The following is a 26652-nucleotide window of genomic DNA, read 5'->3' on the forward strand; positions in this document are numbered from 1 at the left end:
CTTTCTCAAGCCCTATTTTTTAATTTTATTTAAACATATTTATTGCAGTTAAAATAACTGGCATCTGGAACATATCTATTAAGAATGCCCCTGTAAGTGGAACAATAAGATATGGGTTAACTGTGTATCCATATTTATTGCTTACTTCTCCCATGTTAATCATTGCATTTGTTGTAGCTCCCAGTCCTGATCCACACATTCCTGAAACCATTACAGCAGCATCGTAGTCACTACCCATAGCTTTAAATACTATAAATCTTGTATATGCCCACATGAATAATACTTGAGTTCCTAAGATTATCAATAAAGGTACTGCAAGTGCTGCAAGTTCCCATAATTTAAGTGAGATAAGTGCCATTGACAAGAATATATTAAGTGAAGTTTCACCAATAATATTTAAAAGATTTCTATCTAGCTGCATCCATTTAAATTTAATGTTTAAGTTATTAAATATTATTGCACAGAACATCGCTCCAACATATGATGGAAGTGCTATTCCAAATTTTCCTTTAAGGAAACTACTTACAGAAATACCTATTGTCATTACCACTGCAAGCATTGTAACATGACTCATCATAGATTGAAGTGTTATTTCCTGATGATGAGTTGTTGCTTTCTTTTCAACTTCATCTTTATTTACAACATCTTTAGGTTTTAAGTTGAATTTTTTAATTAAATGTATAGCAAGTGGAGATCCTAAAAGTCCTCCTGCTATCAGTCCAAAAGTAGCAGCAGAAAGAGCCACTGTTAATCCACCATGAACTCCTAATTCTTCAATAGTCTGTCCAAAAGCTCCTGCAGATCCATGCCCTCCTGACATTGAAACAGATCCAGCCATTACTCCAAGCAAAGGATTAATTCCTGTTACTTTAGCTAAGCTAACTCCAATTACTGTCTGCATAAATGTCATAAATCCACTTAGAAGCCAGAAAACTATTAAAAGTTTTCCACCTTTTTTCAGACCTTCAATAGATGAACCCAACCCAATAGTTGTAAAGAATACAACCATAAACGGTGTTTGGAAAGTCGTATCATAAGAGATGCTTCCAATACCAGCCACTCTAATAATAAGATGGAATGTTGCAAATAATATCCCTCCTAACACCGCTGCTGGAATACCAAAACGATCAAGAAAAGTTAATTTTTCCTTTAACTTTTGTCCTACATACAATGAAATTAATCCAATTGCAATAGTCCCTACCATGCCAAAACTGAATAATGCCCCTAATTCATCAAAACTAAAATTCATATGTCCTCCTTTAAATTTGCCCTATTCTATTACATATTTAACATTATGTCATAGATAAGTGCCCCTGCAAGTTTTGCAGTTCTACTGTCCATGTCATAAACAGGGTTTACTTCTGCAAAGTCAACACATACTACCTTTCCACTCTTCATTATTTCTCTTAGGATTCTCTTTCCTTTCTTAGGATCAAGACCCATAATAGTAGGTGCTGATACTCCTGGTGCATATGGTGCATCAAATACGTCCATACAGAATGTGATATATACTACATCTACACCAGCTATAAATTTTTTAATATTTTCTATAATATAGCTTTCCTCATATTCCTCATCTAAAATCAATGTATTATATTTATTTGCTGTTTCTAAAAGTCTTTTTGTGTTTCCCTGTTTTTTATATCCTATAATGCTGTATACTGCATTTTCATCACTGTCTAATATCTGTTTAAACGATGTTCCAGAAGATGGTCCATTGTCATATGGTCTGATATCTAAGTGTGTATCAAAGTTGATAAGCCCTATTTTCTTATCTGGATATGCTTTTCTTACACCTCTATAAGAACCATAAGCTATATCATGTCCTCCTCCAAGTCCAATTGGGAATATTCCCTTTGAAATAACATCTGCTATTTTAGCTGAGTACTCATCTTGAGCTTCCTCTAAAACTTTTGATTTTAAATTCTTATAGTCATAAAGAGCCAGTCCTTCAACAATTGGAAAAGATTGCATAGCCTTTCTTATGGCATCTGATCCACCCTCTGCTCCTTTTCTTCCCAGATTTCTTACTACTCCATCATCTGTGTTATATCCAACAAAACATAATCCAGGTCCCTTTGCATTTTCTTTAGAAAATTCTTTAATTACCTGCCATATTCTTAAGTCTACCTCTTCATTACTGTCAAATCTACCATTCCATAATTCTTTCATTTTTTACCCTCCATCTCTATTTTTCTATATATCCATAAAATATTTTTCCATTACCTGTAGCTGCTATTTCCTTATTATCTGTTATGAGAATTTCACCTTTTTTTATTTCCTGGTCATCTATTTTAAGATTACCATCTATACAGAAAACAAATCCAAATGCATCTTTATCTGAAAAAAGTATATTCCCTTTTTTATCTACCTCTTTAAAGAAAAAATCTCCATCTCCATTTTTTATCATAAGATTAAAATCTGTAACTTTTCCTTTAGAATGAGTTTCCCAGTCACCTTTAAATCTATCTATTTCATATCTATTTAACGTTTTATTGTGATGACCTACATGTTCAAGCTCCATTTTACCTTCTAAAATAGAAATAACTCTATTTACATTTTCCAACTTCGTAAATGTAGATTCTTCTATCTCAGTAGTAGCTATACTTATTCTAAATTTAAAATCTCTTTTTCCATAATCTCCATTTTCCGGATATATGTAAAGTTGATTAGTAACTCCACCACTCCATTTACTTACTACTCTCTCTTTTTCTCCAAGTATTTTAAACATTTTTGTCCCCCTGTTCCCTTTTATCTTGTTCACAACTTCGAAACGTGTTTCTCTATATGAAACAATTTTACAATGTTTCTATTGTTTTGTCAATACTCTTTTTTATTATTTCGGAAATTTTTATTCTATTTTAAAACTTTTCACATTAAAAAAATACATATTCAATATACAAATAATCAAATTGACTTATTGATAAAAAATCTCTATAATCTAGGTAGAGGCGGGTATGAGAGGGGGTAAAATGAAAAAAGAACCACAATATATCAATTCTATCTGCAGAGCTATTGAAATTATTGAACTCTTTTCAAAATTACAGGAAAAAGAGTTGGGAGTTTCAGAAATAAGTAAGCAGTTAGGAATACATAAAACTACAATTTTTAGAGTATTAAAAACCCTTGAGCATGTTGGATGGATTGCTCAAAACACTGAAAATAGCAAATATAAACTTACAACAAGTATTTTAAAAGCATCTATTGGGGTAAGACATAATTTCGATTTAAAAGAGATTATTTCAGCTGAAATGGAGAAACTTAGCAAAAAATATAATGAAAATATTATCCTGACAACTATTGTTGATAAAATCGGAGTATGGATTAATATGATAAAAAGCACTCAAATACTGTCAGAAGATGTAGAGTCAGGTTATACTGTTCCTTTGCATATTGGAGCAACAGGAAAAACACTCCTGGCTTTTCAAAGTGATGAATTTAAAAAAGAATTTTTTAGAAAACATAGTATTATCATCAATGAAAATCTTGGAAAGAAAAAACTTTTAGAAGATCTTGAAAAGATTAAAGAAGAAAGATGCTGTATTTCCCATTCTGAAGTAACTGAAGGTGTTACTGCAGTAGCAGTTCCTATTTTAGATGACAATGGCAAACTTCTATATGGACTCACTATCTCAGGTCCTAGTACACGTTTTAACGAGAGTATGCAACTTTCTATGAAGGAGGACCTACTTGGGATCTCTCATTACATTCAAAATGAACTGAGAGCCTTAAAAAGCAAATTATAATAAAAACAAAAAGAATTGGGTCGCCCCAATTCTTTTTTGCTATTTATCTTCAACTATTAATTTTAAAACATCTGGTCTTGCATAGTGACCACACACATCAAGTTCCATTTTACTTGTATATACCTTATTCATATCAAGGTCTGCATAGATTATCTCCTCTTTATCCCATACAGGCTGTGTAACATAATGTCCAAATGGATCAACTATACAGCTTCCTCCCCTGCACACTATATCAGATAGCTTATCAATTTGCTCCTGTTCATGAAGCCCTTTTGGATACATATCCTTTGTAAAATACATATCACAGTTGATAAAATAGCATTTTCCTTCAAGTGCAATATGTTTTATCGTATCCTGCCACTCAGGATTGTCATTTGTATTTGGTGAAATATACAGTGTTATTCCTTTTTCATATAGTGCAACTCTTGCTAAAGGCATATAACTTTCCCAACAGATAAGACTTCCTACCGGTCCCCATGGTGTATCTACAACAGGGAAGTATCCTTTGTTTGCATCTCCCCAAACCACTCTTTCACTTCCAGTAGGTTTCAGTTTTCTATGTACAGATTCAAGCTTTCCTTCAGGAGAAAAAATAAGATTAGAGTTGTATAAAGTTCCTGTTAACTCGTCTCTTTCTGACACTCCAATGCTTACAAACATATTGTATTTTTTAGCTGCCATTGCAAGTTTATCAGTGTCTTCTGAAGGAACAACTATTGAATTATTATAGTATATACTCCAATCTTTACGTCCACCTTCATTTCTGCTACCTACAGTAAATCCAAAATTCATTCCATATGGATATCCTGGTACAAAAAGCTCTGGGAAAACAATTATTTCAGGTTTTTCTTCGGAAGCTTTTTCTACTATTTTAATAGCTTTATCTATACAGGCATCTTTATCAAACATAACAGGTGCTGCCTGAACAACTGCTATACGGCAATTTTCTTTTAAATTTCTCATAATAAGTATACCTCCAAATTTCATAATCCACTTTTTGCCCTAGGTTCATTATAGCATATTCAGAAGGATTTTTTACATAAAAAAAAGAGCCCAGTGCGGGAGCTCTTTTAAGGTTTAGTATGGCATAAACCTCTGTATGAAATTAAAAAAGAGAACTGTCTAACTGCCCTCTTTTTTAAGAAGTAAACAAAATTATTATGTGGGTTAACTATAACACATCTTTTTAAAAAATACAAGTGTTTTTTTATAGTTTTTTTATAAAAGAAAAAGGATCTTTACAATCCTCTTTCCCCCGTTTATATAATTAAAATTGAAATTAGACAACTTTATTGTAGCACTATCTTAGTCAGCTTTCAAGATTTTTTTTAATTATTGAACTAATTATTTTATTATATCTTATTATTTAACCTCTATATATGCCCCTTTCATTGGTGATACAGCAAATCGAGTATAAATTGCAAGAGGACCACGCTTAAACTTATTCTCCGGTTTTTGCCATTTTTTATGTCTCTCATCAAATATTTTAGAAATTTCTTCTTTAGCTACTTTTTTTCCTTTTATACCAACAACATTTATTTCTCTTTTTTCTATATTAATTTCTATTAAATCATCATCGTTTATCAAAGCAATTGGTCCTCCACTCATAGCTTCAGGAGATATGTGGCCTATTGCAGGCCCTCTAGTTGCACCTGAAAAACGACCATCTGTTAATAAAGCTATAGAATCACATAGTTCTAAATCAGATGCAATAGCCTCTGTCGTATAAAACATTTCTGGCATTCCGCTTCCTTTTGGCCCTTCATAACGAATTATTACAGCATCTCCTGGTTTAATTCTTTTGGTTAAAATTGCATCTATTGCCTCCTCTTCGCAATCAAAGGTTTTAGCTGATAATATAATACTAGATTTCATTTTTTCAGGCAAAGCTGCATGTTTTACAACTGCTCCATCAGGAGCAATGTTTCCTTTCAAAATAGCTAGTGATCCATTCTTTTGAATTGGATTATTTTTATTTTTTATTATATCTGTTTTATTCAATCCAAGGCTTTTTATTTTTTTTTCACATTCTTCATAATATCCTATTCTTTTTAATTCTTCCAGATTTTCACCAAGTGTCTTTCCAGTTACTGTCAGTTCATCTAAGTTTAAAAATTCTTTTAATTCTTCCATAATTTGTGGAACCCCACCAGCATACTGTAAATATTCTCCTGGATACTTACCACTAGGTCTAATATTTAAAATATATGGAATTTTTCTATGGATTGAATCAAATGTATCAGCACTAAGATTAATTCCTAATTCGTGAGCTATTGCCGGAAGATGTAATAATACATTTGAAGAACCTGCAATTGCTGCATGTACAATAATTGCATTTTCAAATGCTTTTTCAGTTAAGATGTCACTTGGTTTAATATTTCTTTTTACTAATTCTAAAACCTGCTTTCCACTTTCATAAGTTTTTTCTTTTAGTTTTTCTGAATTAGCTGATATAAGTGCAGTTCCTGGTAATGTTAACCCTAAGGCTTCAGCCATTATTTGCATACTTGCAGCAGTTCCTAAAAACGAGCATGCACCACATGATGGACAAGCATTTTTTTGAAAAAGCTTAAATTCTTTTTCTGTTATTTCCCCTCTCTTCAATTTAGCACTGTACATTCCTATTTGTTCTAAAGTTAACATATTTTTTCCTGCATTCATTATTCCACCTGGTATTAGTATTGAAGGAATATTTAATCTTGCTAATGCTTTTATATTTCCCGGTAACCCCTTATCACAGCTAGCTATAAATACTGCACCATCAAAAGGAGTTGCCATAGCTTGAATCTCTATCATATCTGCAATACATTCTCTTGAAACTAAAGAATAATTCATTCCATTATGTCCTTGAGCCTGTCCATCACAAATGTCAGTTACATAATATTTAGCCCCTTTTCCTCCACCATCTGAAATTCCAATTTCTGCAGATTTAACTAATTTATTTAAATGCACACTTCCAGGATGGCTATCACCATATGTGCTCTCTATTAGAATTTGAGGCTTTGTTAAATCAGTATCTTCCCATCCTGTTCCAAGTCTTAAGGAATCCATTTCCGGTGCTATCTTTCTTATTTTTTGACTAATTAACATAATAATCCTCCTATAAAAAAACTTCATCATCAGAATCGATAATGAAGTTTTTATATGCTACTATTTATCTCTGAACTCTTCCACTTGAATCTCCATTTGCTAATTTTGCAACTTCTTCTACTGATGTATAATTAAAATCACCTGGTATTGTATGTTTTATAACAGCTGATGATATTGCGAAATTCAAAGCATCTTCTTTAGTCATACCTGTAATTATACCGTGAATAAAACCTGATGCAAAAGCATCTCCGCTACCAACTCTATCCACAATATGAACCATATAATTCTTGCCAACATAATAATCAGAATCTGTTGATACTACTGCGCTATATTCATTATCAGATGCTGAAATGCTATTTCTCAAAGAACTTACTAAATATTTGAAATTATATTTTTTTATCACCTTTTGCATATTCTCTTCATTTACACAAATTGAATAGTCTCCATTAATAAAATCTTTATCTCCATCCTTATAACCTAATACCAACGCAGCATCTCTAGCGTTTCCAAAGCATATATCAACATATTCCATAAGCTCTGAAATCATTTTTTGTTTATTAGCAATATCGCTTGTCCATAATTTTCCTCTATAGTTTAAATCAAATGAAACAATAGCACCATTTTTTTTAGCAACTTGCATTGCTTTTTTTACAACTTCTACCGTTTCTTTTCCTATAACAGGAGTAATACCTGAAGTGTGGAACCATTTTATTCCTCTTAAACTTTCTTCAAAATCAAAATCTTCTGGTTTTGATTCAGCCATTGCAGAATCTGCTCTATCATAAACAACATTTGAAGGTCTTACAGACACTCCATTTTCTAAAAAATATGTCCCTAGTCTTTTTCCACCACGTACAATTGTTGAACAATCAACATTTGATTTTCTTAAACTAGCTACAACACAATCTGCTATTGCATTACAAGGCAATTTAGTAATATATCCTGTTTTATGTCCAAAAGATGCTAAGCATGCTGCAATGTTAGCTTCACTTCCTCCATATGTCACATCAAATTGTGAAGCCTGAATAAATCTTTGATGTCCAGGGGGAGATAATCTAAGCATTATCTCTCCAAGAGTCATAATTTCAATCATTTATAGTCCTCCATCTATTTTTTTTGTACTAAATGTACAGCAAATTTTCCTATCTCTTTTTGTAAATAAATAGCACCTAATCTTCCAGCAGCATCATATTTAGCACTTTCTTCATTAAATGTAACACCAAGTCTTTTTAAATAAGCTACTGCTCTAACAATATCAGATGTAAAAATACCAATATGACCATTAGTTCCCAAATATGGATTTCTCATTGCCTCAATATAGCTTCCAGCAAAAATTGAATTTGGATTTGCAGCTTTTTCAAAACCAAATATTTCTTCAAATAAAGTAACTATACTCTCTGCATCTTTACTATCTTTAGAATTGATTCCTATATGTGCCAATTCAAAATTAAGCATCTTATTTATTGCTTTTTTTACTAAATGTTCTATTTGTTTGAAATCTTTTGTTTTTATAATATCTTTAGGAACCATCCAGCTTCCACCACAGGCAATAATCTTATCAAATTTTAAATATTCTCTTAGATTCTCCTCATTTATACCACCAGTTGGCATAAATTTCATTTTATTATACGGAGCTGATAATGATTTAATTAGTTTGATTCCTCCTATGCTTTCTGCTGGAAAAATTTTAACTATATTTAATCCATATTTCTGTGCTTTTTCTAAATCACTTGGATTTGAACAACCAGGGATAATCAAAATATTGTTATTAACACAATATGAAACAACTTCTTCATTAAACCCAGGAGTAACTATAAATTCCGCTCCTGCACTTAAAGCATTTTCTACCTGTGCTATGTCAGATACAGTTCCTGCACCTAATAGCATATCTTTATAAGTCTCTTTTATTATTTTTATTGCTTCAAGACAATTTTCATTTCGAAAAGTTACTTCTGCACATGGTATTCCTCCATCATAAAGTGCTTTTGCAATGGGCAAAGTATCTTCTATATTTTCTATAGTTACAACTGGAACTATACCTATTTCAGATATTTTTTTTAATATATTTTCCATTTTTTCTCCTTTATTTTAATTTATTTACAGGATAATGCACATTTTCATTATTAGCAAATCTCACTGATTCTTCTGCGACTTTTCTTTTTAATTCAGATGCAGCTTCTTCTGAATACCATCCCATGTGTGGAGAAACAAGTAAATTACTATGTCTAAACAATTTAGAATCTGGATTCATAGGCTCATGTTCTACACAATCTAAAGCTGCTCCTGAAATTTCTCCTTTTTCCAAAGCTTCATCTAAATCATTTTCGTTTATTATTCCACCACGTGATACATTGATTAGATAAGCATTTTTCTTCATACGTTTAAATGTTTCAGCATTAAATAAATCTTTATTTCCTTCTAATGGGCAATGAATAGATATAATATCTGAAGTTTCTATGATTTCATCTAATGTAACAACATCTATAAAACTTATATTTTCATCTTTTTTATAGTATGGATCATATCCTTTTACTATAAATCCTAAAGCATGTGCCTTTTGAGCAAAATTTCTTCCAATACGACCTAATCCTACAACTCCAACTATTTGAGTACTATTACGTCTTATAGGGATAGATTTTATATAATCCCATTTTTGAGTTTTAGTATATTCATTCATAAGTACTACTTTACGTACTAATGCCATCATCATAGCTATCGCTTGATCCGCAACTTCATTCATTCCATAATCAGGAACATTACATACTTGCACTCCTAATTCTGTAGCTGCTTTAACATCCACGTTATTAACTCCGACTCCATAACGAACAACTAATTTTAAGTTTGGAAGTGATTCCATCACATGTCTTGTTATTGGAGCATATTGATTTATAAATATGTCTCCATCCTTACATTGTTCAATTAAATCCTCTTCAGTCTTACATTGTTTTAATTCATAAGTAAGTCCTGCTTTTTCTAAAATTTCCTTTTCAATATTTATGTTTGCATGATCACAATCAGTTATTATAACTTTCATTTCCTTTTCTCCTCTATCCTATTTTACTAAATATCCACCATCAACTGGAATAATTGCTCCATTTAAGTAATCTGATGCATCTGAAGCTAAGAACACTACTGGGCCTTTCATATCTTCTGGTTTTCCCCATCTATTTGCTGGAATACGATTTGTTATTTCTTTAAATCTTGGATTATCTGGATTAGTTAATGCTGTATTCATCTCTGTATCCATATATCCTGGGGCAACTGCATTAACATTTATTCCTTTACTTGCCCATTCATTACAAAAAGCCTTAGTAATCTGAGCTACTCCACCTTTTGAAGCTGCATAAGCAGGCACTGTATATCCTCCAAAGAAAGATAACATTGATGCAACATTTATTATCTTCCCTTTTGAATTTTGTTTAAAAAATTGATTTGCTGCCATTTGGCACAAACTAAACACTGCAGTTAAATTTATATTTAATACAAATTCCCAATCTTCTAATGGAAATTCTTCACTTTTATATCTACGTTGAACTCCTGCACTATTAACAAGAATATCTAAATGATCTCCTAAAGCTGCTACTGCTGCTGAAAATGCTTTTTTCCTTTCATCTACATTTCCTAAATTTACAATAACTCCATGACATTTATAACCTTGTTTTTTATATTCTTCAGCAACATTTAAAACATTTGGATTAATATCTAAAATACAAACTTCTGCTCCAGCTTCCATTAATCCTTCAGCCATTCCTCTGCTCAATCCTTGAGCTGCTCCAGTAACTATAGCTTTACGCCCTGTTAAATCAAACATTTTCATTTTCCCACCTTCATTTTTATTTTTTACTTTCAATATAATTTGGATCCATAATCGCTAAATCATAACTTCTTCCTTCTGGCACAAATGCTGCTAGTACCCAAAGATACGTATTCCTTGTTCCAGGACTCGCAACAGTTGGATGATAACCACATGGCGCTTGCACCATTGTTCCTGATTGAACCACATGACTTACAATTTCATCTACTTGTCCACTCTTTAAATAACTAATATGCAAACCAAATTTAGGGGCTGGCATATCAAAATAGCAATATACCTCTTCTAAATCTTTTTCATGTTGATGAGGTGGCCAACTTGTCCAAGCACCATTTCCACCCCAAGTCAAACCACAAATCAATCTACTTGCTTTATCTGAAGGAGCTAATGTAAACATAACTTCTCTTCTTCCAACTCCCTCTCCGTGTATCTGATGAATATCACCTATTGGCAGACTAGAATCAAATTTTCTAAAAATAGGTTTTCCTATTCCTTCACATAATGCACCTGCTATATAAAATATTGAGTCCTCAATTGCAGTAATTTTGATTTTATCTTTTGAGGGTATATAAAAGGAATCAAATTTATTCATTTTATTTTTTAAACTAGCATGTTCGCTTAATACTGCTTCTCCTTCAATCAATACAGCGTGTAATTCTAATTTATTTGAATTTAAAATATAATTATCTCCTTTTTTCAAATTCAATCTAAATATATTTGCTACCTTACAATCACTATTTTCAGGTATAATTACTTCATGAAAACCGTACTCTTCAGGAGAATTTACTTTCCAAGTTTCCATTCTTTCTTGGTTAGAATTTTTCATTTTACAACTCCTTATCAATCTTTATTTTAATAAAAATGTACTAAATATAGGGAATATGACTACTAAAACAAATACAAATAAATAGCCAATGAAAAAAGCCATTTGCCCTTTTACAATTTCTCCCATTTTCAATTTTGTAACACTGGCTGCTGAAAAAATATTAACTGCAACTGGTGGTGTCATAGTTCCAATTACATTTGAAATAGATACAATCATTCCAAAATGAATTGGATCTATTCCCATGGCTTTTGCAATAGGCCACAATACAGGAACCATCAATACACAAGTTGCTATTCCTTCAAGGAATACTCCAAAAGCTAATAATATTAAAGCTACAACAATACAGAATAATGTTGGACTTAAATCTAATCCAATAACAAAATTTACTAAATCTTTTGAAATACCAGCAAATGCAAATAACCATGCAAAAGCTGTTGAAGTTGCAATTATAAATAAAATCATCGCAGATCCTTTTGCAGAATCTAAAAATATTTTATATAAATCACTTATTTTTACTTCTTTATAAATAAAGATACCTGCTATTAATGACCAAACTACTGCTATAGCTGAAGATTCTGTTGGAGTAAGTATTCCAGAATATATTCCTCCTAAAATTATAATCGGCAACATTAAAGCTGGAATTGTTTTAAAGAAACTTGTAAAAAATTCCTTAGAAGTCATTTTTACATTATTTTTAGGCCACTTTTCTTTATGTGCAAATATAAGTACAACAATCATTAAAACAAGCATAATAGTTATACCAATAGCCATTCCTGATTTAAACAAATCACCAACCGATGCCCCTGTAATAGTTGCATAAACAACCATAATAATGCTTGGTGGAATTATCGGTCCCAAACCACCTGATACAACTAACAATCCAGCTGTTCTATCTTTTGGATATCCTAATCTAACCATATCAGGATAAAGCATTACTCCTATAGCAACAACAGTTGCTGGTGCAGAACCTGATAACGCTGCGAAAAACGCACATGCGAGAACTAGGGCTAACGCCATTCCGCCTCTGAATCCACCAACTATAGAGTTTGCAAATTCTACAAGTCTTCTCGAAATACCACCTTTGGTCATTATATTCCCAGCAAGAACGAAAAATGCTATTGCCATGATAGAAGTTGAATCTAATCCACCAAAAATTCTTTGTGCTATAACATTTGTTGATAAATGAATTGTTGGGCTAAATAAAATAGTTGCCATACTCGCTATTCCTAATGCCATAGCAATAGGAACACCAATAAGAAGAAAAACGGCAAAAGCTCCAAATAGTATTAATCCAGTCATTACTCTTTCACCTCTTCTTTATTTGAATTACTACTCTTACATATTAAAATCAAATTTATCAATTGAACTATTGTTATAATTCCAAAACTTAGCACAAGTGCAAAATAAGGTATAGTCATAGGTATTTGTAACCCTGGTGATTTCTGTCCAGAACGTATTTGTTGCTGAACTAATAGTATTGACTGATAAAAAATCGCCGAAGAAAAACCAATTACTAATAATTTTGAAATAATTACTACAATTTTTCTAGTTTTTCCTTTTAATTTATCCACAGCACCAGTTACTGCAATTTGTGTTCCATCTCTTAACCCAAGTTCAGTTCCTAGTAAAACCATATAAATCATTGAATATTTAGCTGCCTCTTCAAATCCAGAAACTGGTATTTTAAATATATTTCTATTTACAACTTGTATAAAACAAGCTAATACCATTATTGAAAACGAAATAACCATAATAAAATTTTCTGTCTTTTGCAGAGTTCTTTGTATGTTTTTCATTTAACCCCCTCTATGAATTAATTCATTACTTATTTTTAAACTCTTTAAGAGTATCTTCAACTGCTTGTTCCCATTCTTTATCAAATGTAAAACCTTTTTCTTTTGCTTTTTCTTTATATGCAGCTTGAAGTGTTGGTATATCTATATCATAAAATTGAACACCTTTTTCTTTTAATTCTTTTGTTGCTTCTTCATTAGCTTCAACCAAATATTGTCTTTGAGCATTTACACCTCTTTGAACAGCTTCTAAAAATGGTTTTTGTAAATCTTCAGGTATTTTATTCCATGCTGCATCTGACATACATAAAACAATATATACGAAAGCATGTTGTGTATTAGTAATATTTTTAGTTACTTCATAATATCCAGATGCCAAACAGTTAGCTGTTGCATTTTCTGCCGCGTCGATAGTCCCTTGCTGTAATGCTGTAAAAACATCGTTATAAGACATCGCTATTGGCATTGCCCCAAATGATTCAAAAGCAGCTTGGTGATATTTATTTTCCATTGTTCTAATTGTAACACCTTTAAAATCATCCATATTTTTTATAGGCTTAGTTGAAAAAGTATTTCTAAAACCAGATTCCATAAAACCAATAACATGTAATCCATGTTTTAATGCTTCTCTTTTAATTAAGTCCCCTACTTTACCATCTACTGCTGCATGTGCTTCATCTGCATTAGCCCACAAATAAGCTTGGTCTAATATTCCCATTTCTGGAATAAAGTTTGTTAAAACAGAATTTGCACAAGTTGCTATATCTAAGTTATTTCCCATTGCTAATTCAACTGTATCTCTTTCTCCACCAAGTGATCCCCCAGCATATACTTCAATTTTTATTTTTCCATTTGTTGCTGCATCAACTTCACTCGCAATTTTATTTGCTCCCTTGGCAAAATTCGAAGATTCTGGATCTACCAGTGATAATTTAAACTCTATTGGCTTATTAGAATCACCACTAGAAGCTTCTTTGTCCCCACATCCTGATAAAATTCCAACAGATAAAAGAATTGCACCCATAGCAAATAATTTTTTTAAATTCATATTTTTCCTCCTTAAACATTTTTTAAAAGTTGTATGATGACTTTATAGCTATATAATATATTTTTTATTCTAGTTTGTCAATAAATAAATTAAAATATCTAAATATTATACATTTTTATAATTTTATTTTTTTTATTTCTTTTTAATTGTATGATGATTTATCTTGACTTTTGTTATCAAATATGTCATTATTTTATTATGAATACTATGCAAAAAAGAAAAAAGGAAAGGAAGGTTGATTTCATTGAAAACTAATAAATCACAACTTCTTACTACATCAGTTGAAAATAAAATTATTAATTTAATCAAAGAGAATGACATGAAACCTGGAGAAAAATTAAAAAATGAATATGAATTAGCAAAACTTTTAAATGTTAGTAGAACTACTGTCCGTGAAGCAATAAAAGCACTAGTATCTAGAAATATACTAACAGTTAAACAAGGAGCTGGAACATTTGTATCATCAAAAAATGGAATTCCACATGATCCATTAGGTATAACTTTTATGAACGATACAAAAAATCTTGCTTTTGATCTTCTTAATATTCGTTTGATTTTAGAACCAGAAATAGCAAGTTTAGCTGCTATTAATGGTACTAAGAAGCAAAAAGAAGAACTTTTAAATCAATGTACGATTATTGAAAATTTGATTCAAGAAAATAAAGACTACAGTAAGGAGGATATTTTATTTCATAGTTGTATTGCAAAATGCAGTGGAAATAAAGTCGTCGAGAATCTGGTACCTATTATAAACTCTTCTATTCTATTGACAATAGATGTGACAAAGAATATTTATCAAAAAGATACAATTAAGGAACATCGTGCTATCACAGAAGCAATTATAAAAGGTGATTATTTAGGTGCAAAAACTGCAATGATTGTGCATCTTCATACCAATAGGTTGGGAATAAAAAAAATAATAGAAAATATATAGGTATCTTTATCTGCAGTTTTCTACAAAAAATAAAGAGAAAGATTTGTAAATCTTTCTCTTTTTTATTTTTCTTGATTTTATCCTACTGATACATCTGTTTCTCCTTCAAGTTCTCCATCCTTATAGAATCTTATTTTTATAAGTTTTCCTTTAACATATAGTTTTCCTTCTCCCTGAAGTTGATTATTTATATAATTTCTTACCTCTACAATACTATTTTTCTCATCGTAGAAACAGATTGATTCTCCATTCTTTTCTCCATCTACATAGTTAACAATTTCATAGACATTTCCAGTATTATCATAATATATTGTAGCCTCTCCTTGAACCATATCATCTACATAGTTTCGTATTTCATATTCTCCACTGCTTTTATTGATATAGTAGATTGCTCTTCCTTGGGCTTCTCCATCTACATAATTAAACATTTCCAAATTATTTGATATCTGACATCTCTTTTTTATCTTTTCCACATCACAATTAAATTCTCTTCTTTGCATCTCTTCTCTATCTTCTTCACTTAATTCATATGGCATTCCTAGCCATTTTCTAACTCTTAGCTCAGGAGTCTCTAGAATTCCATCAAATTCATAGAATACATCAACGTCATAAATATCAACAGCGTTGCCATTTAGCTCACCTTTTTCATAAGTTCCAATTCTGCAAAATTTTGAACCTGGCTCGCAATATGCAAACTCCCCTTCTCTTTCACCATCTATGTAAGTACCAACTTCATATATATTTTCTTTTTTATCATAATAATATATATATTTTCCTTGGATTTCTCCATCTACATATCTAAAAATTTCAAACTCATTGTCATTAACATAATGGATAGCTTCCCCTTGAAGTACATCATCTATATACTTTGCCTCTACTCGTTCTTCACTTTTTTCATCAAAATGTATAATAGCTTTTCCCTGTTTTTTACCCTCTACATAAGTATATGTCTGATAGCTACCATCTTCACCAAAATATGTGGCATCACCATCTAAAACTCCATTTTTATATATTCTTGATTCATAAGATTTTCCATCTTTATCAAAATATCTAATACCATTACCATCTAATATTCCATTCTTATAGTTTCTTATCTCATACTTCTCATCTGTCTTCTTAAAATGTAGCATAGAGTCTCCCTCTATTAGACCATCTACATAGTTATACTCTTCTCTATCTCTGTCTTCAGAATCATCTTCTGAATAGTGGTAAACTGCCTTTCCCTTTTTTACACCATTTACAATATCAAATTCTTCCCAATCTCCATTTTCAAAATATTTTTTCATACAATTCCACCTCTAACTATTAGATTTCTCTCTGTGCTAATTCTTTTGCCTCTGCTGTTAATATTCCATCCTTTGTAAGAAGTGGAGTATCCAATATTACCTTCAATAATTGAATCATTTTTACAGCACATGCAACAGTATTTTTTTCTTCCTGAGTATATGTTCTCCAATCTGTCTTTCTAAATGTAAGTGCAACCATCTTAGCATTGAAAAAAGAACTTCTAACTCTTACTTCTTCAAGTAATCTTTTTATCTGCTCTGCAGTAGCTTTTATGTAATTTAATTCCACAATTCCCTTCTCAATCTCTGATTGTACCTGTCTGGCTTTTGCTCTATTTGCCTGTGCATTGTGAAGTTTCTCTTTAGCTTTAGAACCAAAAATTCCTCCAGCAATTAAAAGTGCAGGTCCTGCTATTATTCCACCTAAAACTGCTGTTCCTAAGGCTATTCCACCTCCACCAGCTGCAATAGCTCCTCCACCTAACCAGGCAAGTGTAGCATTTGTAGCTGCGGCTCCTGAAAGTCCTGCTATAGCTGTTCCAGTACTTGCAGTTCCAAGTGCCATTACTCCTCCATAAGTTCCCCAGCCAAGTAAAGCTCCTGCTCCAATTCCTGCAGCTCCACTCCCCAATACATCTGTAGCTTCAATAGAAACCTCATGCATCTCTTGTAACGCACCATCTGTTGGAGCTTTCAGTCCATCAATATCATCAATACCTTTACTTTCTGATAAATTTATATTTTTTATCTTTTGATAACTATTTACAAAGCTCTTTAACTCATTTGCAGAAGCTTCAATTTTTTCTCTACCAAGCTCTTTAATCTGCTCACTTGTATTGTTTCTTGCCTTATTCATTTTATTTTGTGCATCATAAAGTATATCTTCTGCTTCATCTTGAATCTCATCTGCTCTATTAGAGTCTCTCACTCCATCTATCCCTTTTTTAGCTCCTGCTAATCCAGCAAGCAGTGCTGCTCCTCCTATTATAAATGGTATTGGCATATTAACTTCCTCCTTTTAACATATTTATAACTCTAAAACACTATCTTCATCTAACATAAACTCATCAAATTCTTCCATATTTTTAAATTGTAGGTCATAACCAAAGGCAGCTCCCATAGTATTTATAGAAGATATAAATCTGTCCATATCGTTATTAAAAATCCCCTCATTTACCTCACTTAAAAAGTGCTCTATCTGACACTGTCTTGTTGCTAATTGATTTTTAGAAAACTCTATAAACATCTTCTTATATCTTTCATTCTCTCTAATAGCTTCCTCTGCTATTTTTTCAATCATCCTACGTCTCTCTTCTGCTATTTTTTCCCTATGAATTGTATTCATAGCCTGCTTATAAATAACTCCACTTATGTTATACCCAAGCATAGTTCCAATAAATCCTCCAACTACGCCTCCAATTACAGTTCCCACTCCTGGAACAACACTACCAATAGTTGCACCTATCATAGCTCCACTGGCACCGCTATATCCAGCTGCCATCATTCCAACTCCCTTTTCTCCCAACTCTTCAAAAAGTTCAGTTGTATCTATATCTCCTTTAGCATATTTTGTCAGACTTTCTCCAATCTCTATAGCCCCAGTGACTATCATTCCAGGTGTTGTAGTTGTTCCCAGTCTTCTCACTATCGCACTTGAAGAGGTGTGCATAAGAGATTTTATTGTACTTCCTGCAGCTCCTGCTACATACCCTGTTGCCACAGCTTTTCCAGTTGTCACCATGACATCTTTTGTAGCCTCTACACAATCCTTTTCTCCACTAAAAACTGCATATAAATTCTGTCCCACTGATATTGCACCAGCTACTACAAATGTGGACTTAGCAGCAACTTTACCAGCTTCATGAGCACCTTTTAATACTTTTTTTGCTGTAAAAGTTTCAGGATTTAATCTTGCATCCATTGCCTCTTCCTGAGTAACTTCTGAAGGTTTTACTCTCTCTCCAGCTTTTTTATAATCCTCTGCTCTTCTTTTGTATTTAGCTGCTGCTTCAGTATTCCCTTTCTCTGCAGCTTTTTTAGAAAGTTCCATATTACTTTCATATTTCTTCTGAGCATAAGCCTTAGCTCCCTCATAGTCCTCTTTAGGTATGGTTATATCTGTATCATATCTATCCCATCTCTTATCATTAGCTAATTTATCTATGACATTATAGGATTTTTCACCTGTTTTAGGATCCACTTTTACCTTTAAAAATTTCATCTGAGTTCCAGAGCCCTCAATGACATTTCCAGTTTTATCCAGTGTCACATGGTCATACTGAGTATTATTTGTATCTCCCAATCCATCAGTAGTAGAAACCCTTGTTTCATCACCTTTTATTATATTTTGCTGATTTTTTCTTGCAACTTGAATCTCTTCAGCACTAAATCCTGCCTGCTGCTTTAGGTTAGCATCTTTATAATCAGGATTTACTTTATACTCACTTATCTCTTTCAAGCTTCTTCCAGCATACTCTTTAGCATCTCCATACTTATCCACTCTAATCCCTTTATATGCCTGGATATACTGGCTATTTGCTTCACCATAGGTCTGAATTATCTCATTTTGGCTCAGCCCAGTTGTTGTAGTATTGATTATTTTATTATCTTTTTTCTTTTCCATAATAGCTGACACCCCTTATAATTCATTTCCAGATATTCCTCTTCTGAATAGAGTTTGTTGTAGTGATTATCAAAGCTTTTTTCTGCATTACATATTTCTGGTCTATGATTATATATCCTGCAAAGATTGGTTTCTGTATTCAGATACTTACACACTCCATCTCCTAAATCAAAATCTTTGAGTTCTGGTATAAGATGAATGTTTCTACAGCATATCCCACACTGGATACACTTAAATTTCTTTTTCATTATTATCACCAAATTACACTGTTTCTTCTGCTGTTTTCTATTTTATCTAATTATTTTTGTTTATAAATTGATATATATCTCTGTATAAAATTGTCAATCCATTAACTATATCTATCATTTCATTTCTTTCATTTTCTGAGATACCAAATTTTTCTCCAACTTCATCTAAAAACATCTTTTCTTCATCAGCAAAAACCAAATCTGAGAATGCAAGAGCTAGAAGTTCAAAATAGATTATTCTTTTTTCTCTAGGTGAGTGTGATTTTAAGTTTTCTACAACTTTTTCCACCTCTTCCTTTGATACCTTTTCTATCTTCTTTTCATATTCCATCTCTTCTGCATATTCTTTCATTATTGCAATCTCTTCATCTGCAATTTTTCCATCTGCCATCATTAAGTAGTTAGTAAGTATCCAAAAATACTCCTTATCTTTGTTAGATAGTTGTTTTAATAACATAATATTCCCTCCTCAAATTTTACATAGTTTTATAATAACCTTTCTTTATTATACTGTTTTTACAGTGCCATATTTTGACATTTCTAAAACTCTTCTGATACTCCCAGCCACTCTAAAATCTCCTCTTTGGTAGGATATCCTCCTGCTTTTACAATTTTATCCTCAACTAAAACAAGTGGCAGTTTTTCAACTCCATTTTTTTCAATAAAATCTTTTACTATGCTATTTTCTTCAAACTTTTTAAAATCAATTACATAGTTATAACGTTCAGCTTCAATTCCTTTATTTCTAAGTGCAGAGATAATTCCTGTAATTCTTAAAAGCTCAGGATTTACAATTACTCCACAACCACCTGTTGCATTTGATAATGGTGGTTCAAATATAGATATTTTTTTCATAGATAATCCCCCTTTTGACTATACCCTACTATTAAAAGTATACCCCATAAATTAAAAAAATCCTTTCTAAAAAAAGGCTGTTGCATTTATGTCCACAAATTTTGGATCTTCTATTCTCTTTATCTGGCACAAGTGAGTCCTCAGCTATTTTTTCTACAAACTTAGAACCGCATACAGGACATTTCTCAGAGTTATTTACAAAAAGATCAAGTCTGCAACTTTTCATTTTTTCCTCCTAAAATATATCCTCATCTTCATGCCACTCATACCCAGAATGAGCACATTTTCTATTATTTAAAACTTTCTTATCCAATACTTTTCCTGCTGCATATCCTACTGCATAACCTATAACTCCACCTACACCATGTGCCACAATATTTGGAAAAAAAGATCTTATAACTCCTTTTCTAGTAAATCCCAATGCTCCACCTGTAACACTTCCTATGACCTTTCCTCTTTCTAATTCATCTATGTCAGTTGATCCACACATAGGGCATCTCTCAGCTTCGTCCCAATCATCATATTCATCCTCTGAAGCTTCATCTGTTTCTTCATCAATATACTCATGAGATTGTTCTGCACTTTCCTCATCTCTTTGGCTATCTTCTTGTGAGCACTCTGAAGTTGAACCTTCAATATTTACTCTTACATTTTCCCCTTCATAATTTTTTAAAAAATCCATAAGCTCTTCATAAGTTAAATTTTCTGATAACTCTTCTTCAGTGCCATCACTATGTCTTATGATACATTTGTAATTAATATTTCTGGCATTGTCGTTTCTACCATCCATAACATTTACCTCCTTATTAATATTTTTATTCCGCACTCATTATCCTAACAACCTTTTATTTAACTGGTATCTCTATAATTTAATACCTTTTTTATTTTCAATTATATTCTATCATTTTATAGTGACACATATTGTCATTATAAAAAATATAAAAAACTCACAGATTTTACCCTGTGAGTTATCTTACTAAAATACTATATTTTTAAATATGTTTACGTAAAGCTCCTTCATATACCCCTTTTGTATAATCGTCAAAAGCTACAATTTTTATATCAAATGAATAGTCACTATATTCTTTAACAAAATCTAAAATAGTTGTTATGGCAACTTCTGCCGCCTTCTCCACTGGATAACCATAAGCTCCTGTTGAAATAGATGGAAAAGCAATAGAGTGAAGATTGTTATCATAGGCAAGTTTTAATGAGTTATAATAGCACTCTTTTAACTTTTCAGGCTCTCCATTTTTACCCCCATGCCATATTGGTCCCACAGTATGAATTACATGTTTAGCAGGAAGGTTATATCCCTTTGTAATCTTAGCTTCTCCTGTTTTTGCTCCATGGAGTGTATAGCACTCTTTTAATAGATCTGGTCCAGCAGCACGATGAATTGCTCCATCCACTCCGCCACCACCTAGCAAGCTGTTATTTGCTGCATTAACTATAGCATCTACATCAAATTTAGTAATATCCCCTTTTACAACTGTTATATTCATTTTACACTCCCCTTATTATCTACATCGTTTTTTTCAATAAAAGTAATGGGTTTTTCATAAAGATTAACTCCACCTTTTCCACCGAAATCAAGAGTAAGAACGTTGTAAGCTACCATTATTCCCTCTTTTTCAAAAGCCAGTTTAAGTGCCTGAATAGCCTCGTTAGTTGCTCTTAAATAGTCATTTCTTCCACCATAATTTATCCAGAATCTCACTTGGAAATTATAGGTAGAACCTCCAATATTTATAAAATAGAAGTCTGCTTCATCCTGTCTTATAGTCATAGGCAGGGCTCTTACAGTTTTAAGTGCTACCTCTTCAACTTTTTTCAGATAATCTCCATATGATATTCCTATCTGAACAATTACCATCACTGTACCAAATTTACTATAGTTGAGATAAGAACTATTAAGTATTGTCTGGTTGGGGATATATGCCATCTCTCCCTGGATAGTCTTAAGGCCTGTCATTATTATTCCCTGATATTCAACTGTCCCCTCATATCCACTAATATTGACCCAATCTCCATATACAAAAGGTCTTTGCATCCTAATTAAAAAACCTGCAAAGGCATTGGATACCACATCTTTTAGAGCAAAACCACCAATTACACCTATGATTCCAGCTCCAGCAAGAATATGAGTTACAAATCCAGTAAGCTTTAATACATCTAGAATAAGCAAAACTATAAACATCCAGAATACCGTTAAAATTATATACATAAACATATTCTGAAATTGAATATACTTTGGAAATCTTTTCTTAAAAAAGCATCTAAACAGTTTACATATAAACATAGTACCAAATTTTGCCACTATAAGAACTATAAAGAGTATAAATATATTTGGTATGAAATCAATTACCTCTTTTGACCACTTTTCCAAGACTGTTTTCAAATATATAATTGAAGCATAATCTCCCATAATATTTCCCCCTAGAATATTTTATTCCTTATAAAAAGCCTACCACATTTTATATGCTCAGTCAATGAGTAGCAGATATAATAAAAGGCCATGCAGATTTCTCTGCATAGCCTCAAGTTTTAATATTTTGTTAAATTTTTTACTAATCATCAAGTCCTAAAATATCTACAATTATATTTTTATAAAGGATAGCTTTAGCACCATAGATTGCCTGAATTCCTCCACTGATTTCAAGTACATCAGTAGCACCTATTTTCTTAAATACATCTTTATTTACTTTTTCAGTTGATTTTACAGAAACACGAAGTCTTGTAATACAAGCATCTACCTCTTCAATGTTTTCTTCTCCACCTAAAGCTTCTATTATCTCTACAGCATCTTCTTTTAATGTCTCTTTTGTAGTAACTTTAACATCAGCTTTATCATCTAAAACATCATCATTTTCTCTTCCAGGAGTTGGAACAGTGAACCTCTCCCACTTAAAAGTACTTTGTAATTTTTGAAGTGGGTGCTTCTTCTTGGGAAATAGTTGCTTTTGTTAGCCAACTATATTTACCAAGCTATCCCCGTAGTCCCTACGGTTCTTTTTATTTTTAGACTGCCTGTCTTATTCTTAGACCTTCAGCCAATATATTTTTACTTGCATTTATATCTCTATCGTGATGAGTATGACAAATTGGACAAGTCCACTCTCTTATATCAAGAGTTTTCTTGCCATCACGATGTCCACATACGCAGCATATTTGACTTGACGGGTATAGTCTATCAATTTTTATTATCTCTCTACCATACCATTTAGCTTTATACTCAAGTTTATTTACAAAACTAGCCCAAGATACATCAGCAATAGATTTTGCTAATTTATGATTATTAAGTAATCCTTTTGTATTTAAGTCTTCAATACAAATAATATCGTGGTTTTTGATAATATATGTACTTAACTTATTTAAGAAATCTATTCTCATATTCATAATTTTTTCATGTATCTTTGCTACTTTAATTCTTTGCTTTTGATAGTTCTTTGCTTCGCTTAATTTTCTATTTTCTTTTTTGGCTAATAAAGCTCTTCTTGAAAGTTTTCTCTGTTCTTTTCTTAATTTATCTTCTAATTGTTTTCTAAATTTAAGATTTTGTATTTTCTCTCCAGTAGATAAAATAGCCATATCTTTTATACCTAAGTCAATTCCTACAGCTGAATTATTTTTTGATAACTCTTGTATATCTGTTTCACACAAAAGAGAGATAAAATATTTTCCACTTCCATTGCGTGAAATAGTAGCAGATTTTACTTTGCCTTTTATTTCTCTATGCACTTTTACTTTTATTAATTCTTTTAATTTTGGAAGTTTTAACCAATTTTCAAAAATATTTACAGTTCCATTTTGATTATTAGTCGTATAGCTTTGTACAGGATTTTTTTTAGACTTAAATTTAGGAAAACCAATAGATTTATCTCTAAAGAAACTTTTATATGCTTTATCTAAATTCATTTGAGCATTAGCAAGAGCAAGACTATCAACTTCTTTTAGAAATTCATATTCTTTTTTATATTTTGCAGGAGTAGGATATTTTATTTTTTTATCAGGATTACCTTTGCTTTCTTCATATGCTTTAATTCTATCATTTAGCATAAGATTATAGACAAGACGAACACAACCAAAAGTTTTACTAAAAAATATCTTTTGTTCATCGCTTGGATAAATTCTAAATTTATATGCTTTTAGTTGTTTCATTACTCCTACCTCCTTCAAAATTATTTACACTTATATTATATCATATTTTATATAAAACAATAATGTAATTCATCGCACCACCTACAGAGATAGGCGACTTCTTGCCCATTAGGTTAAATCTGTAATAAGCAAGGAATATTATAACTCAAATTACATTATAATGGTACTGTTTTTTTATTTTTTTTACATTTATTTTTTTTACAAAATAAAAACAGTTTCTCTCCAACTAATTAAAATAATATGGTATAATAAGTCTTAACACATTTAAAAAAAGAGGTTATTTATGAAAAAAGAGGTTATAAGATATTCAAAACTAATGATTGGACTTTTCTTCTGTGCATTGGGAGTTGTAATTATTCTTAAGTCTAATTTAGGACTATCCCCTTGGGACGTATTAAATCAGGGGCTTAATAAAACCTTAGGAATTACCTTAGGTCAGGCTAATATTTTAGTTGGAGCTATTGTAATAATACTCTCACTTTTTCTAAAGCAGCCAATTGGTATTGGAACAATTATAAATGTTATAGCTGTAGGAATTTTTATTGATATTATCATGGCACTCAATATAATTCCAGATGGAGATGTTATTCTCAAACAAGTTATTATCTTTATAATTGGAATTATTGTATTTAGCTATGGATGTTACTATTACATGGCAACTGGTCTTGGTTGTGGTCCAAGAGATGGGCTGATGGTGGTTTTAACTAAAAGAACAAATCATCAATTATGGAAAATTAAAACTGTAATAGAACTTTGTGCCTTAGCACTTGGATATTTTTTAGGAGGAACAGTAGGTATTGGTACAGTAGCATCTTCACTCCTTGTAGGTCCTCTTATGCAGTTCTTTTTCAAAATAAATAAACAGGATGCAAAAGAGATAGAGCATAGGGATTTACTTACTGAATTTAGAATTATAAAAAAAGCAATAATGAAATAAATAAAAAAAGGCAGTTGCAATTTGCAGCTGTCTCTTTCATTGTATCATTAGTATTATATTCCTAAATTAATAGATGTTTCTTTTGGAATTCTTTTAAGAAGTATCAATATCTCTTCGATATTTTTTAAGTTTTCCTCATCTACTGAGCTAAGATTAGAAAAGTTCAACAGAGTCTGCTCTCCTGTTTCCATACTCTCAGTAAGAATATCATAAGGGTATTCTAAATTTGGAATTGTGTAATAAAGAAATCCTCCTGATCCTGCATAAACATTAAGTGAAAGAATCCCATCTCTTGAGCATGAAACTCTATATGTATAATCGCCTTTTCCAAAAGAGATAAAATATACATACTTCTCTCCTAAAAGTTTATCATTCTTATCAAAAGATGTGTATCTTATATAATAATCACCAGATAGTTTTTTTAAATCTTTATCACTATATGAATCAATCTCTTTTTCAATACTCTGATTTAAAATCTTCTCATCTGTGACGTTTGGAAATGCATCAAAGCCAACTTCAAGAACTGAATTATCACTACTTTCTCCCATCTCATATTCATAATAATATATATCCTCTATAGCCTTCACAATAAGATAATAAAATTGTGCCTCCTGAGTTTCCACATTGATAACTTTTGATCTTCCTCCATTTTTAACTGTAACCACAGCTTTATAAGGATTGATATCAATCTTTCCATTCCCATAATCTGCATAAGGAATATCAATAGATATATATTCATTTGGTGAATCATAAGTAATTCTAAAAATAGTTTGAAAATCATCTTTTCTGGTAAAAGTTTTCTTTTTAGTATACATTGTATTTGAAATTGAGAAAGGCTCATAATAAATTTCTCCTTCCAACCCCATTATATCAATTATACCTGTAAGATATTTGTAGGTAGATGAATCCAGTTCTCTCCCCTTATAAGCTAAATCAGTTAAAATCTCTCCAAATGAACTGTCCAAATCAGTTTCACTTAAATAACTCTTCATATTTATATTATCATTCATAAACAGTGCCATATGAGCTAATGTATCTACTCTTTGAGCAACTGTTTCACTGCCATTTCCTACTTCCATATTCATTATTTTATCTTCAATCTCTTCAGCACTGGCTTTACAACCAAGCATCAAAAATGTAAAGCATAAAACAAATACCATTATAATTTTTTTCATATTTTCTCCCCCTTGTTAAGAATTTGTACTTGCCATAAATTCTAATTTTTAGTCATGTTGTATTTTATAATTTTATTATAAGATACAAATTGCAAAAATCCAAATTTTCTTATTACAAA

At 31.5% G+C, this 26652-nt stretch carries 29 protein-coding genes; 4 read left to right on the forward strand and 25 right to left on the reverse strand.

From position 1 onward, the window contains the following. Positions 1-25 precede the first annotated feature (25 nt). The 3 genes from gltS to IX290_RS05855 are packed head-to-tail and all read right to left on the reverse strand — an operon-like array spanning position 26 to position 2731. Complete coding sequence (gene gltS, locus IX290_RS05845; RefSeq protein ID WP_211492277.1) at positions 26-1249, reverse strand: sodium/glutamate symporter; 1224 nt, start codon at positions 1247-1249, stop codon at positions 26-28. A 29-nt stretch (positions 1250-1278) separates the two neighbouring features. Continuing rightward, positions 1279-2172 carry a formimidoylglutamase gene (gene hutG, locus IX290_RS05850; RefSeq protein ID WP_211492278.1) on the reverse strand — a complete coding sequence of 298 codons (894 nt, stop codon included), beginning with the start codon at positions 2170-2172 and terminating at the stop codon, positions 1279-1281. A gap of 16 nt (positions 2173-2188) precedes the next feature. Continuing rightward, positions 2189-2731, reverse strand: a complete 543-nt coding sequence (locus IX290_RS05855) for a HutD family protein (RefSeq protein ID WP_211492279.1) — start codon at positions 2729-2731, stop codon at positions 2189-2191. A 241-nt stretch (positions 2732-2972) separates the two neighbouring features. On the opposite strand from IX290_RS05855, the gene IX290_RS05860 reads away from it, so the two are divergent. Then, entirely contained in the window at positions 2973-3746 is a 774-nt protein-coding gene (locus tag IX290_RS05860) for an IclR family transcriptional regulator (RefSeq protein ID WP_211492280.1), read from the forward strand. A gap of 39 nt (positions 3747-3785) precedes the next feature. Here IX290_RS05860 and IX290_RS05865 read toward each other — a convergent pair whose 3' ends face one another. The 10 genes from IX290_RS05865 to dctP all read right to left on the reverse strand — a co-directional run bounded on the left by IX290_RS05865 (position 3786) and on the right by dctP (position 14314). Continuing rightward, the gene (locus IX290_RS05865) at positions 3786-4709 is read right to left on the reverse strand and encodes a carbon-nitrogen hydrolase family protein (protein WP_211492281.1); all 924 of its coding nucleotides are present in this window, start codon (positions 4707-4709) and stop codon (positions 3786-3788) included. A gap of 399 nt (positions 4710-5108) precedes the next feature. Then, a complete protein-coding gene (gene ilvD, locus IX290_RS05870) occupies positions 5109-6836 on the reverse strand; it encodes a dihydroxy-acid dehydratase (RefSeq protein WP_211492282.1) in 1728 nt (575 codons plus the stop codon). A 64-nt stretch (positions 6837-6900) separates the two neighbouring features. Continuing rightward, positions 6901-7929, reverse strand: a complete 1029-nt coding sequence (locus IX290_RS05875; protein WP_211492283.1) for a sugar kinase — start codon at positions 7927-7929, stop codon at positions 6901-6903. Between the two features lie 14 nt (positions 7930-7943). Continuing rightward, entirely contained in the window at positions 7944-8909 is a 966-nt protein-coding gene (gene eda / locus IX290_RS05880; RefSeq protein ID WP_211492284.1) for a bifunctional 4-hydroxy-2-oxoglutarate aldolase/2-dehydro-3-deoxy-phosphogluconate aldolase, read from the reverse strand. Positions 8910-8919: 10 nt separating this feature from the next. Further along, positions 8920-9870, reverse strand: a complete 951-nt coding sequence (locus IX290_RS05885) for a C-terminal binding protein (protein ID WP_211492285.1) — start codon at positions 9868-9870, stop codon at positions 8920-8922. An 18-nt stretch (positions 9871-9888) separates the two neighbouring features. Continuing rightward, positions 9889-10653, reverse strand: coding sequence for an SDR family oxidoreductase (locus IX290_RS05890; protein WP_211492286.1), 765 nt, complete (start codon positions 10651-10653; stop codon positions 9889-9891). A gap of 16 nt (positions 10654-10669) precedes the next feature. After that, complete coding sequence (locus IX290_RS05895; RefSeq protein ID WP_211492287.1) at positions 10670-11473, reverse strand: 5-deoxy-glucuronate isomerase; 804 nt, start codon at positions 11471-11473, stop codon at positions 10670-10672. Between the two features lie 21 nt (positions 11474-11494). Further along, complete coding sequence (locus IX290_RS05900) at positions 11495-12772, reverse strand: TRAP transporter large permease (RefSeq protein WP_211492288.1); 1278 nt, start codon at positions 12770-12772, stop codon at positions 11495-11497. Then, a complete protein-coding gene (locus IX290_RS05905; RefSeq protein WP_211492289.1) occupies positions 12772-13269 on the reverse strand; it encodes a TRAP transporter small permease in 498 nt (165 codons plus the stop codon). Before IX290_RS05905 ends, IX290_RS05900 begins: the two co-directional genes overlap by 1 nt. A gap of 25 nt (positions 13270-13294) precedes the next feature. Further along, positions 13295-14314 (reverse strand): TRAP transporter substrate-binding protein DctP, encoded by a 1020-nt coding sequence (gene dctP / locus IX290_RS05910; RefSeq protein ID WP_211492290.1) that lies wholly within the window; start codon positions 14312-14314, stop codon positions 13295-13297. A 244-nt stretch (positions 14315-14558) separates the two neighbouring features. On the opposite strand from dctP, the gene IX290_RS05915 reads away from it, so the two are divergent. Then, positions 14559-15248 (forward strand): FadR/GntR family transcriptional regulator, encoded by a 690-nt coding sequence (locus IX290_RS05915; protein WP_249168869.1) that lies wholly within the window; start codon positions 14559-14561, stop codon positions 15246-15248. A gap of 77 nt (positions 15249-15325) precedes the next feature. Here the strand turns inward: IX290_RS05915 and IX290_RS05920 are convergent, their stop codons facing one another. The 10 genes from IX290_RS05920 to IX290_RS05965 form a co-directional block, all read right to left on the reverse strand. After that, on the reverse strand, positions 15326-16534 hold the full coding sequence (locus tag IX290_RS05920; protein ID WP_211492291.1) for a hypothetical protein: 1209 nt from the start codon (positions 16532-16534) through the stop codon (positions 15326-15328). A gap of 19 nt (positions 16535-16553) precedes the next feature. Next, the gene (locus IX290_RS05925) at positions 16554-17537 is read right to left on the reverse strand and encodes a hypothetical protein (protein ID WP_211492292.1); all 984 of its coding nucleotides are present in this window, start codon (positions 17535-17537) and stop codon (positions 16554-16556) included. Between the two features lie 24 nt (positions 17538-17561). Then, positions 17562-19157 carry a hypothetical protein gene (locus IX290_RS05930; protein WP_211492293.1) on the reverse strand — a complete coding sequence of 532 codons (1596 nt, stop codon included), beginning with the start codon at positions 19155-19157 and terminating at the stop codon, positions 17562-17564. Then, the gene (locus IX290_RS05935; RefSeq protein ID WP_211492294.1) at positions 19130-19405 is read right to left on the reverse strand and encodes a YkgJ family cysteine cluster protein; all 276 of its coding nucleotides are present in this window, start codon (positions 19403-19405) and stop codon (positions 19130-19132) included. Before IX290_RS05935 ends, IX290_RS05930 begins: the two co-directional genes overlap by 28 nt. A 46-nt stretch (positions 19406-19451) precedes the next feature. Continuing rightward, on the reverse strand, positions 19452-19862 hold the full coding sequence (locus tag IX290_RS05940) for a TerB family tellurite resistance protein (RefSeq protein WP_211492295.1): 411 nt from the start codon (positions 19860-19862) through the stop codon (positions 19452-19454). A gap of 83 nt (positions 19863-19945) precedes the next feature. After that, on the reverse strand, positions 19946-20260 hold the full coding sequence (locus IX290_RS05945) for an arsenic metallochaperone ArsD family protein (RefSeq protein ID WP_211492296.1): 315 nt from the start codon (positions 20258-20260) through the stop codon (positions 19946-19948). Between the two features lie 31 nt (positions 20261-20291). Continuing rightward, positions 20292-20486: a hypothetical protein gene (locus IX290_RS05950; RefSeq protein ID WP_211492297.1), complete on the reverse strand. Its 195-nt coding sequence runs from the start codon at positions 20484-20486 to the stop codon at positions 20292-20294. A 9-nt stretch (positions 20487-20495) separates the two neighbouring features. Continuing rightward, on the reverse strand, positions 20496-21050 hold the full coding sequence (locus IX290_RS05955; RefSeq protein WP_211492298.1) for a hypothetical protein: 555 nt from the start codon (positions 21048-21050) through the stop codon (positions 20496-20498). 202 nt (positions 21051-21252) lie between these two features. Next, positions 21253-21765, reverse strand: coding sequence for an O-acetyl-ADP-ribose deacetylase (locus tag IX290_RS05960; protein ID WP_211492299.1), 513 nt, complete (start codon positions 21763-21765; stop codon positions 21253-21255). Further along, positions 21762-22688 (reverse strand): mechanosensitive ion channel domain-containing protein, encoded by a 927-nt coding sequence (locus tag IX290_RS05965; RefSeq protein WP_211492300.1) that lies wholly within the window; start codon positions 22686-22688, stop codon positions 21762-21764. Before IX290_RS05965 ends, IX290_RS05960 begins: the two co-directional genes overlap by 4 nt. Positions 22689-23023: 335 nt before the next feature. Here IX290_RS05965 and IX290_RS05975 point away from each other — a divergent pair, with 335 nt between their 5' ends. Continuing rightward, a complete protein-coding gene (locus tag IX290_RS05975) occupies positions 23024-23191 on the forward strand; it encodes a hypothetical protein (protein ID WP_211492301.1) in 168 nt (55 codons plus the stop codon). A gap of 90 nt (positions 23192-23281) precedes the next feature. On the opposite strand, the gene tnpB is transcribed toward IX290_RS05975, so the two are convergent. Then, entirely contained in the window at positions 23282-24421 is a 1140-nt protein-coding gene (gene tnpB / locus IX290_RS05980; protein WP_211492302.1) for an IS200/IS605 family element RNA-guided endonuclease TnpB, read from the reverse strand. A 283-nt stretch (positions 24422-24704) separates the two neighbouring features. On the opposite strand from tnpB, the gene IX290_RS05985 reads away from it, so the two are divergent. Further along, complete coding sequence (locus IX290_RS05985) at positions 24705-25358, forward strand: hypothetical protein (protein WP_211492303.1); 654 nt, start codon at positions 24705-24707, stop codon at positions 25356-25358. Positions 25359-25411: 53 nt separating this feature from the next. Here the strand turns inward: IX290_RS05985 and IX290_RS05990 are convergent, their stop codons facing one another. Beyond that, on the reverse strand, positions 25412-26533 hold the full coding sequence (locus tag IX290_RS05990) for a hypothetical protein (protein WP_211492304.1): 1122 nt from the start codon (positions 26531-26533) through the stop codon (positions 25412-25414). Positions 26534-26652 lie beyond the last annotated feature (119 nt).

Origin of the sequence: Fusobacterium sp. DD2, assembly GCF_018205345.1 — a bacterium.
Lineage (GTDB): Bacteria > Fusobacteriota > Fusobacteriia > Fusobacteriales > Fusobacteriaceae > Fusobacterium_A.